This window comes from Pseudomonas sp. NPDC089918, from assembly GCF_050280605.1.
GTDB lineage: Bacteria > Pseudomonadota > Gammaproteobacteria > Pseudomonadales > Pseudomonadaceae > Aquipseudomonas.
This window is the reverse complement of the sequence record NZ_JBNNVP010000083.1, coordinates 1-9,294: the sequence shown is the minus strand read 5'-3', so window position 1 is coordinate 9,294 and position 9,294 is coordinate 1. Positions and strand designations below refer to the sequence as shown.

Here is a 9,294-nt window from a genome sequence, read left to right as displayed (position 1 = left end):
GGGTTTCCCCATGTGAGAGTAGGTCATCGTCAAGATTAAATTCCGAAACCCCTATCTGCGTATGCAGGTAGGGGTTTTGTTTTGTCCGCAGGAAAATCTCGCTTGTAGGGTTTCTATGCAACAGCCCGGGGCATGGATATCATGCGGGCCTCATTGTGAGGCGAGACTTGCATGCTGACGTTGTTAAAGCTTCTTAAGGATGGTCGATTCCATTCGGGCCAAGCCCTGGGTGCTGCCTTGGGCGTCAGTCGTAGCGCTGTATGGAAGCAGCTTCAGCACCTGGAAGCTGAACTCGGTTTATCCATTCACAAAGTGCGCGGTCGCGGCTATCAACTAGCTGCGCCATTGACACTGCTTGATCCTGCGGAAATAAGCGCGCAGGCGCCTTCTTGTGAGTGGCCCATTCTAGTCTTCGACTCAATTGACTCCACCAACGCTGAAGCCTTGCGCGCTATCGAACGTGGTCAGCCTGCGCCATTTCTGGTGCTCGCTGAGCGGCAAACGGCCGGTCGTGGGCGGCGTGGGCGCAAATGGGTCAGCCCGTTCGCGGAAAACATCTATTACAGTCTGGTGCTGCGTATTGATGGTGGGATGCGGCAGCTGGAGGGCTTGAGTCTTGTTGTCGGGCTTGCCGTAATGCAGGCCTTGCGAGAGCTTGGTGTCTCGGGTGTGGGGTTGAAGTGGCCGAATGATGTTCTGGTGGGTCAGCAAAAGATTGCTGGAATACTGCTCGAGTTGGTGGGGGATCCTGCTGATGTGTGTCACGTGGTGATCGGTGTCGGAATAAATGTGAACATGCAGATGACCGATGAGGTTGATCAGCAATGGACGTCCATGCGCCTCGAGTCGGGTAAGGCAGTTGATCGCAATCACCTGGTTGCGGGGTTAGGGTTGATGCTCCAGGCCTATTTAAATCGCCACCAGGCCGGCGGGTTCTCGGCTATCCAGGCGGAGTGGGAGCAAAATCATCTATGGCAGGGGCGGGCGGTATCGTTGATTGCCGGTGTGAGTCAGATAGATGGGGAGGTGCTGGGTATCGATAGTCAGGGTGCCTTGCGCTTGAAGGTGAATGGTGTGGAGAAGGTCTTTAGTGGTGGCGAGCTCAGCCTGAGGTTGCGTGATGATTCTTGAGCTCGATTGTGGAAACAGTTTCATCAAATGGCGTGTGCTCGGCGAGGATGTCCGGCGGGTGATTGGTGAGGGGGTCGTTGATACAGATCTCGCATTGCTGGAGAGCTTGAGAGGGCTCAAAGGGCTCGCTCTCATGCATTGTCGTTTGGTTAGTGTCAGAACTGCCGAAGAAACCAGTGCACTGATTTCTCTGTTGACCGAGGCTTTTGGTGTTTCCGTCGTGTGCGCGGCACCGGCTCGGGAGATGTCCGGGGTTCGAAATGGCTATGAGGAGTTCGAGCGGCTAGGGCTTGATCGCTGGCTTGCAGTGCTCGGAGGATTTCATCTGGCTTCGGGTGCTTGTCTGGTGCTCGACTTTGGTACGGCTGTTACGGCTGACTTTATTGCAGGAGATGGTGAGCATCTCGGTGGATTCATCTGTCCGGGGATGCCTTTGATGCGCAACCAGCTGCGTACCCATACCCGTAGAATTCGCTATGGAGATCTTGCTGCCGAGCGCGCTTTGGAGAGTCTTGTTCCTGGGCGCACAACCGTCGAGGCGGTCGAGCGAGGTTGTTTGCTAATGTTGAGAGGGTTTGTCCTGACTCAGCTAGAGTTGGCGCGCAGCTATTGGGGAGAAGATTTCGCACTCTTCCTGACAGGAGGGGATGCTGATCTGGTCTCCGAGATTGTGCCCGAGGCCAGGGTGGTTCCAGACCTGGTATTTGTAGGTTTGGCGATGGCGTGTCCCTTGTCCTGAGGTTTTTATGCGTTGGTTGTTCCTGCTGTTGCTTGTTCTCAATGTGTTCTATTACGTCTGGCACCAACAGGAGGCTCCGCTTCGCGCGAAGGATGTAACCCCCTTGAGTTTGTATCGCGGCTCGCAGCAGGATATTCGTTTGTTGAGCGAGGCGACGGATACGGCTCGAGACAAAGGAAAATCCACGCTGGCGGATAGCAGTTGTCTCTATCTGGGAGGTTCTGCTCGACAGGACGTCGCCCAGGTAATCGAGCGTCGATTGAGTGACATGGATATCAAGTTTCAGTCCTTGCCGAAGGATCTCCCCGAATATGCTGGTTACTGGGTGCGCATAGCCCCGGAAAGCCGGCGTTTGCTGGGTGACTCGCAGTTGCAAAACCTTTCTAAAGAATTCAATGAGTTAAAACATAAAATAATGCCGTGCGAGGGGGTTGCACCCGTCGAATAGTTTGCATAGAATGGCGCCCGCTTCGCAGTGAAGACCTTTAGCGGTCAGCAGTGTGAAGCGAGGTCAACGCAGCTAACCTCAGGTTTTTAATGAGAAAATGCTTGACAGAAGGCTGGCATGATATAGAATGCCGGCTCGCTTAGGAGGGGTTCCCGAGCGGCCAAAGGGGTCAGACTGTAAATCTGACGTCTACGACTTCGAAGGTTCGAATCCTTCCCCCTCCACCATTTTTAGCGAGAGCTGCAAGCTCCGCGGGTATAGTTTAGTGGTAGAACCTCAGCCTTCCAAGCTGATGATGCGGGTTCGATTCCCGCTACCCGCTCCAAGTTTGCAGGTCCTGCAAAGTGTTACGCTCTTGTAGCTCAGTTGGTAGAGCACACCCTTGGTAAGGGTGAGGTCAGCGGTTCAAATCCGCTCAAGAGCTCCATATAACAAGGCAGATATGAAAATATCTGCCTTTGTTTTAATGGCTGATAGTACTTGCTTAATTCTTCTGCTAGGGGTGATTTCGATGGCTAAGGAAAAGTTCGAACGTAACAAGCCGCACGTCAACGTTGGCACCATTGGTCACGTAGACCATGGCAAGACGACCTTGACCGCCGCTCTGACCCGTGTCTGCTCCGAAGTGTTCGGTTCGGCAAAGGTTGACTTCGACAAGATCGATAGCGCCCCAGAAGAAAAAGCTCGTGGTATCACCATTAATACTGCTCACGTTGAGTACGATTCGGCTGTGCGTCACTACGCGCATGTTGACTGTCCAGGTCACGCCGACTACGTAAAAAACATGATCACCGGTGCTGCGCAGATGGATGGTGCGATTCTGGTTTGCTCGGCCGCTGATGGTCCGATGCCGCAAACCCGTGAGCATATCCTGTTGTCCCGTCAGGTTGGCGTTCCGTACATCGTTGTCTTCCTGAACAAGGCTGACATGGTTGACGATGCTGAGTTGCTGGAACTGGTTGAGATGGAAGTGCGCGATCTGCTGAGCACTTACGATTTCCCAGGTGATGACACTCCGATCATCATTGGTTCGGCGCTGATGGCGCTGAATGGTCAAGACGACAACGAGATGGGTACTACTGCCGTCAAGAAGTTGGTCGAGACTCTGGATAGCTATATTCCGCAGCCTGAGCGTGCTATCGATAAGCCGTTCCTGATGCCGATCGAGGATGTGTTCTCGATCTCCGGTCGCGGTACTGTTGTGACTGGTCGTGTTGAGCGTGGCATTGTCCGCATTCAGGAAGAAGTTGAGATTGTTGGTCTTCGTGACACTGTCAAAACTACTTGCACTGGTGTTGAAATGTTCCGCAAGCTGCTCGACGAAGGTCGTGCAGGTGAGAACTGCGGCGTTTTGCTGCGTGGTACCAAGCGTGATGATGTTGAGCGTGGCCAGGTTCTGGTCAAGCCCGGCACTGTCAAGCCGCATACCAAGTTCACTGCTGAGGTTTACGTTCTGAGCAAGGAAGAAGGCGGTCGTCACACTCCGTTCTTCAAGGGCTACCGTCCACAGTTCTACTTCCGTACAACTGATGTGACTGGTAACTGTGAGCTGCCAGAAGGTGTTGAAATGGTGATGCCGGGTGATAACGTTCAAATGACCGTTACCCTGATCAAAACCATCGCGATGGAAGATGGTCTGCGTTTCGCTATCCGTGAGGGCGGTCGTACCGTCGGCGCTGGTGTCGTAGCAAAAGTCATCGAGTAAGTTGTTGTAATGTCTTTTTCGGGCCGGCATAATGGTCGGCCTGATTTTGTTTTAGGTCAGTAGCTCAATTGGCAGAGCGACGGTCTCCAAAACCGTAGGTTGGGGGTTCGATTCCCTCCTGACCTGCCAGATTCACTTGGTGTGTCTGGCTTTCTTTTCACAGGATCTTCATAGATGACTCCTAAAGCTGAAGCTCAAGGCTCTCGCTTCGATCTGCTCAAGTGGCTAGTAGTAGTAGCTTTGGTGGTTGTTGGCGTTGTTGGCAATCAGTATTACTCTGCTTCGCCGATCCTGTACCGCGTACTTGCTTTGCTTGTCATTGCTGTTGTAGCTGCCTTTGTAGGCCTGCAGACAGTCAAGGGCAAGTCTTTCTTTGTACTGGTTAAGGAAGCTCGCACCGAGATTCGTAAAGTCGTATGGCCAACTCGCCAAGAAACCACGCAGACCACACTGATTGTTGTGGCTGTTGTCCTGGTTATGGCGTTGCTGTTGTGGGGGCTTGATTCCCTGCTCGGCTGGCTTGTTTCCTTGATTGTCGGCTAAGGGTGTCCCGTGGCTAAGCGTTGGTACGTTGTGCATGCTTACTCCGGTTACGAGAAGCATGTCATGCGCTCGTTGGTAGAGCGCGTAAAGCTGGCTGGCATGGAAGATGGCTTTGGCGAAATTCTGGTTCCCACTGAAGAAGTGGTTGAAATGCGTAATGGCCAGAAACGCAAAAGCGAGCGCAAGTTCTTCCCAGGTTATGTGCTGGTCCAGATGGACATGAACGAGGGTACTTGGCACTTGGTCAAGGATACTCCTCGGGTGATGGGTTTCATTGGCGGTACTGCTGATAAGCCTGCGCCGATCACTGATAAAGAGGCAGAAGCGATTCTGCGTCGCGTTGCTGATGGTAGCGACAAGCCGAAGCCGAAGACGTTGTTCGAGCCGGGTGAGTCGGTACGCGTCAATGACGGGCCGTTTGCTGATTTTACTGGCACGGTTGAAGAAGTTAACTACGAGAAGAGCCGGATCCAAGTGGCAGTGCTCATTTTCGGTCGCTCTACTCCGGTAGAGCTAGAGTTCAGCCAGGTCGAAAAGGTCTAGCTGAGCAAGCATCCCAACCCCGCAGCCCTAGGCTGTGGGGTTTTGTCGTCACTGGGATAAACGCGCAAGTAACCGGGGAGCCTTACGAGGCGTTCGAACCCGTAATTGGAGTGCCTCATGGCCAAGAAGATTACCGCTTACATCAAGCTGCAAGTGAAGGCCGCTCAGGCTAACCCAAGTCCACCTGTTGGTCCTGCTCTGGGTCAGCACGGCGTGAACATCATGGAATTCTGCAAGGCTTTCAACGCCCGTACTCAGGGTATTGAGCCAGGTCTGCCGACTCCAGTGATCATCACTGTCTACAGCGACCGTAGCTTCACTTTCGAAACCAAATCCACACCTGCTTCGGTTCTGCTGAAGAAGGCTGCTGGTCTGACTAGCGGTTCCGCTCGTCCGAACACCGTTAAGGTTGGCACCGTGACCCGTGCTCAGCTGGAAGAAATCGCGAAAACCAAAAACGCGGATCTGACTGCAGCTGATATGGAAGCAGCCGTGCGTACTATCGCCGGTTCTGCTCGTAGCATGGGCCTTAACGTGGAGGGTGTGTAATGGCTAAGTTGACCAAGCGTCAAAAGGCTATCGCCGGCAAAATCGAAGCAGGCAAGTCCTACAACTTTGTAGACGCTGCTGCTTTGCTGGCTGAGCTGTCGACTGTCAAGTTCAGCGAGTCGTTCGACGTTGCTGTGAACCTGGGTGTTGACCCGCGTAAATCCGACCAGGTCGTTCGTAGCGCTACCGTGCTGCCACACGGCACTGGCAAGACTGTTCGCGTTGCTGTGTTCACCCAGGGTCCAGCTGCCGAGGCTGCTCTGGCTGCCGGCGCTGACCGTGTAGGTATGGACGACCTGGCTGCCGAAATGAAAGGCGGCGACCTGAACTATGACGTAGTTATCGCATCCCCGGATGCCATGCGCGTTGTTGGTCAGTTGGGTCAGATCCTGGGCCCACGCGGCCTGATGCCTAACCCTAAAGTCGGCACTGTAACTCCAGACGTAGCTACCGCGGTTAAAAACGCAAAAGCTGGTCAGGTTCGTTATCGCACCGACAAAAACGGCATCATCCACACCTCCGTTGGCAAAGTCGGCTTCGATGCTGTCAAGCTGAAGGAAAACGTTGAAGCCCTGATCGCTGATCTGAAGCGTATCAAGCCAGCTTCCTCGAAAGGTATTTACGTCAAGCGCGTTACCCTGAGCACCACCATGGGTCCAGGTCTGGTCATCGACCAAGGCTCGCTCGACGCGTAAGACACAGGTTGGCGCAAGCGATTGCGCCAATTGAAAGATTGGGGTCCCTGCCTGGCGGGGGCTATCCAAGACCGTAGGCGACGCAAGTCTTAAACCACAAGCCTACGCAGATGGTGCTCCCGGTTCCTTACCGAATCAGACACCAAAACGACATCCGGCTTCGGTTGGATGAAACGGTAACAAGCAGGAGTTAAACCCGTGGCAATTAAACTCGAAGACAAGAAGGCCATCGTCGCTGAAGTCAACGAGGCTGCCAATGTTGCCCTGTCTGCTGTTGTGGCTGATGCCCGCGGCGTGACAGTTGGCGCTATGACCGGACTCCGTAAAGAGGCTCGTGAAGCTGGCGTTTATGTACGTGTTGTACGTAACACCCTGCTCAAGCGCGCCGTTGCTGGCACTCAATATGACGTGCTCAACGACGTGTTCACCGGCCCGACCTTGATTGCATTTTCGAAAGAACATCCGGGCGCTGCTGCTCGTATCTTCAAAGAATTCGCAAAAGGTCAGGATAAGTTCGAGATCAAGGCAGCTGCGTTCGAGGGCAAGTTCCTCGCAGCTAATCAGATCGACGTACTGGCAAGTCTGCCGACCCGTGACGAAGCAATTTCTCAGCTGATGAGCGTGATTCAAGGCGCAACCAGCAAATTGGCTCGTACTCTGGCGGCCCTTCGCGACCAGAAAGAAGCTGCTGCAGCCTAAGGCTGAGCGACTCCTTTCAGCGTTTATTGTTTATTTCGATGGCCGCGTAGGCTGTCACCCCAATACAGGAATTTATAGTCATGTCTCTGACTAACGACCAAATCATCGAAGCAATCGGCGAAAAATCCGTTCTGGAAATCGTTGAGCTGATCAAGGCCATGGAAGAGAAGTTCGGCGTTTCCGCTGCCGCTGCTTCCGCTGGTCCAGCTGCTGTTGCTGCCGTTGTTGAAGAACAAACTGAATTCAACGTCATGCTGACCGAAGCTGGCGAGAAGAAAGTTAACGTGATCAAGGCAGTACGTGAACTGACCGGTCTGGGCCTGAAAGAAGCCAAGGCTGTAGTTGACGGCGCTCCTGCCATGGTTCTGGAAGCTGTTTCGAAAGACGCAGCTGACAAAGCCAAAGCAACTCTGGAAGAAGCAGGCGCTAAAGTCGAGCTGAAGAAAGCATCGACTTTGCACCTCCAGCCCGAGCGTTAAGCGAAAGGCTGATGGCTGGTGGCTCTTGCCACCGGCCTTTTTCCGTTATTGGCAGCCGACTGGGTCGGTGCTGATAACGAGCTGTAACCACCCGATGCGGTGGCGCAAACCATGGGGTTTGCACGATTTTCTGGCTGCTCCCGTCGGGAGGGGCCAAACAAGCAGGTGACCAAGCTGGGGAACGCTGATGGCTTACTCATATACTGAGAAAAAACGTATCCGCAAGGACTTTAGCAAGTTGCCGGACGTCATGGATGTGCCGTACCTCCTGGCCATCCAGCTGGATTCGTATCGTGAATTCTTGCAAGCGGGAGCGACTAAAGATCAGTTCCGCGACGTGGGCCTGCATGCGGCCTTCAAATCCGTTTTCCCGATCATCAGCTACTCCGGCAATGCTGCGCTGGAGTACGTCGGTTATCGCCTGGGCGAACCGGCATTTGATGTCAAAGAATGCGTATTGCGCGGTGTAACTTACGCCGTACCTTTGCGGGTAAAAGTGCGCCTGATCATTTTCGACAAAGAATCGTCGAACAAAGCGATCAAGGACATCAAAGAGCAAGAAGTCTACATGGGTGAAATCCCCCTGATGACTGAAAACGGTACCTTCGTAATCAACGGTACCGAGCGTGTAATCGTTTCCCAGCTGCACCGTTCCCCGGGCGTGTTCTTCGACCACGACCGTGGCAAGACGCACAGCTCCGGCAAACTGCTGTACTCCGCGCGCATCATTCCTTACCGCGGTTCGTGGCTGGACTTCGAGTTCGACCCGAAAGACTGCGTGTTCGTGCGTATCGACCGTCGTCGCAAGCTGCCTGCATCGGTACTGCTGCGCGCGCTGGGCTATACCACTGAAGAAGTGCTGGACGCGTTCTACACCACCAACGTCTTCCACGTGCAAGGTGAAAACCTCAGCCTGGAACTGGTGCCTCAGCGCCTGCGTGGTGAAATTGCTGTCCTGGATATCCTGGATGACAAAGGCAAGGTTATTGTCGAGCAAGGTCGTCGTATCACTGCTCGCCACATCAACCAGCTGGAAAAAGCAGGGATCAAAGAGCTGCAAGTGCCTCTGGACTACGTCCTGGGTCGCACTACCGCCAAGGTCATCGTGCATCCGGCAACCGGCGAAATCCTGGCAGAGTGCAACACCGAGCTGAACACCGAGATCCTGGCAAAAATCGCCAAGGCTCAGGTTGTTCGCATCGAAACTCTGTACACCAACGATATCGACTGCGGTCCGTTCGTCTCCGACACTCTGAAGATCGACTCCACCAGCAACCAATTGGAAGCGCTGGTCGAGATCTATCGCATGATGCGTCCTGGCGAGCCGCCAACCAAAGACGCTGCCGAAACCCTGTTCAACAACCTGTTCTTCAGCCCTGAGCGCTATGACCTGTCTGCGGTCGGCCGGATGAAGTTCAACCGTCGTATCGGTCGTACCGAGATCGAAGGTTCGGGCGTGTTGTGCAAAGAAGACATCGTCGCGGTACTGAAGACTCTGGTCGACATCCGTAACGGTAAAGGCATCGTCGATGACATCGACCACCTGGGTAACCGTCGTGTTCGCTGCGTAGGCGAAATGGCCGAGAACCAGTTCCGCGTTGGCCTGGTACGTGTTGAGCGTGCGGTCAAAGAGCGTCTGTCGATGGCTGAAAGCGAAGGCCTGATGCCACGGCACCGAAACCATGCACGTTCTGCGGGCAGAGAAGGGCTTCATCATCGTCGGTCAAGACACTGACAGCTCAATGACCCCGGACGACCTGAAC

General features: G+C 54.1%; 10 protein-coding genes, 4 tRNA genes and 2 pseudogenes. All 16 read left to right on the top strand.

Annotated features, from left to right (window positions below):
• Positions 1 to 171: 171 nt before the first annotated feature.
• Positions 172 to 1,131, top strand: a complete 960-nt coding sequence (birA, locus tag ACQKPC_RS29910) for a bifunctional biotin--[acetyl-CoA-carboxylase] ligase/biotin operon repressor BirA (RefSeq protein WP_427628261.1) — start codon at positions 172 to 174, stop codon at positions 1,129 to 1,131.
• Entirely contained in the window at positions 1,121 to 1,870 is a 750-nt protein-coding gene (locus ACQKPC_RS29905) for a pantothenate kinase (protein WP_427628259.1), read from the top strand. Before birA ends, ACQKPC_RS29905 begins: the two co-directional genes overlap by 11 nt.
• A 7-nt stretch (positions 1,871 to 1,877) precedes the next feature.
• Positions 1,878 to 2,318 carry a hypothetical protein gene (locus tag ACQKPC_RS29900; protein ID WP_427628257.1) on the top strand — a complete coding sequence of 147 codons (441 nt, stop codon included), beginning with the start codon at positions 1,878 to 1,880 and terminating at the stop codon, positions 2,316 to 2,318.
• A gap of 142 nt (positions 2,319 to 2,460) precedes the next feature.
• Positions 2,461 to 2,545 (top strand) — tRNA-Tyr (locus ACQKPC_RS29895).
• 24 nt (positions 2,546 to 2,569) lie between these two features.
• Positions 2,570 to 2,643, top strand: a tRNA-Gly gene (locus ACQKPC_RS29890).
• A 26-nt stretch (positions 2,644 to 2,669) separates the two neighbouring features.
• Positions 2,670 to 2,745: transfer RNA gene (locus ACQKPC_RS29885), tRNA-Thr, on the top strand.
• 84 nt (positions 2,746 to 2,829) lie between these two features.
• Positions 2,830 to 4,023 (top strand): elongation factor Tu, encoded by a 1,194-nt coding sequence (tuf, locus tag ACQKPC_RS29880; RefSeq protein WP_007896619.1) that lies wholly within the window; start codon positions 2,830 to 2,832, stop codon positions 4,021 to 4,023.
• A gap of 53 nt (positions 4,024 to 4,076) precedes the next feature.
• Positions 4,077 to 4,152: transfer RNA gene (locus ACQKPC_RS29875), tRNA-Trp, on the top strand.
• Positions 4,153 to 4,197: 45 nt separating this feature from the next.
• Positions 4,198 to 4,566 carry a preprotein translocase subunit SecE gene (gene secE / locus ACQKPC_RS29870; RefSeq protein ID WP_192345266.1) on the top strand — a complete coding sequence of 123 codons (369 nt, stop codon included), beginning with the start codon at positions 4,198 to 4,200 and terminating at the stop codon, positions 4,564 to 4,566.
• A 9-nt stretch (positions 4,567 to 4,575) separates the two neighbouring features.
• Positions 4,576 to 5,109 (top strand): transcription termination/antitermination protein NusG, encoded by a 534-nt coding sequence (gene nusG, locus ACQKPC_RS29865; protein ID WP_007896622.1) that lies wholly within the window; start codon positions 4,576 to 4,578, stop codon positions 5,107 to 5,109.
• 117 nt (positions 5,110 to 5,226) lie between these two features.
• On the top strand, positions 5,227 to 5,658 hold the full coding sequence (rplK, locus tag ACQKPC_RS29860) for a 50S ribosomal protein L11 (protein WP_008008888.1): 432 nt from the start codon (positions 5,227 to 5,229) through the stop codon (positions 5,656 to 5,658).
• Positions 5,658 to 6,353 carry a 50S ribosomal protein L1 gene (gene rplA, locus ACQKPC_RS29855; protein ID WP_007896626.1) on the top strand — a complete coding sequence of 232 codons (696 nt, stop codon included), beginning with the start codon at positions 5,658 to 5,660 and terminating at the stop codon, positions 6,351 to 6,353. The genes rplK and rplA overlap by 1 nt, the downstream gene beginning before the upstream one ends.
• Positions 6,354 to 6,551: 198 nt before the next feature.
• Entirely contained in the window at positions 6,552 to 7,052 is a 501-nt protein-coding gene (gene rplJ / locus ACQKPC_RS29850) for a 50S ribosomal protein L10 (protein WP_007896629.1), read from the top strand.
• Positions 7,053 to 7,132: 80 nt separating this feature from the next.
• The gene (rplL, locus tag ACQKPC_RS29845; RefSeq protein ID WP_427628254.1) at positions 7,133 to 7,531 is read left to right on the top strand and encodes a 50S ribosomal protein L7/L12; all 399 of its coding nucleotides are present in this window, start codon (positions 7,133 to 7,135) and stop codon (positions 7,529 to 7,531) included.
• 187 nt (positions 7,532 to 7,718) lie between these two features.
• Positions 7,719 to 9,221: pseudogene (gene rpoB, locus ACQKPC_RS29840) on the top strand (DNA-directed RNA polymerase subunit beta); the annotation flags it as partial.
• A pseudogene (locus ACQKPC_RS29835) lies at positions 9,199 to 9,294 on the top strand (hypothetical protein); the annotation flags it as partial. The pseudogenes rpoB and ACQKPC_RS29835, both read left to right, overlap by 23 nt.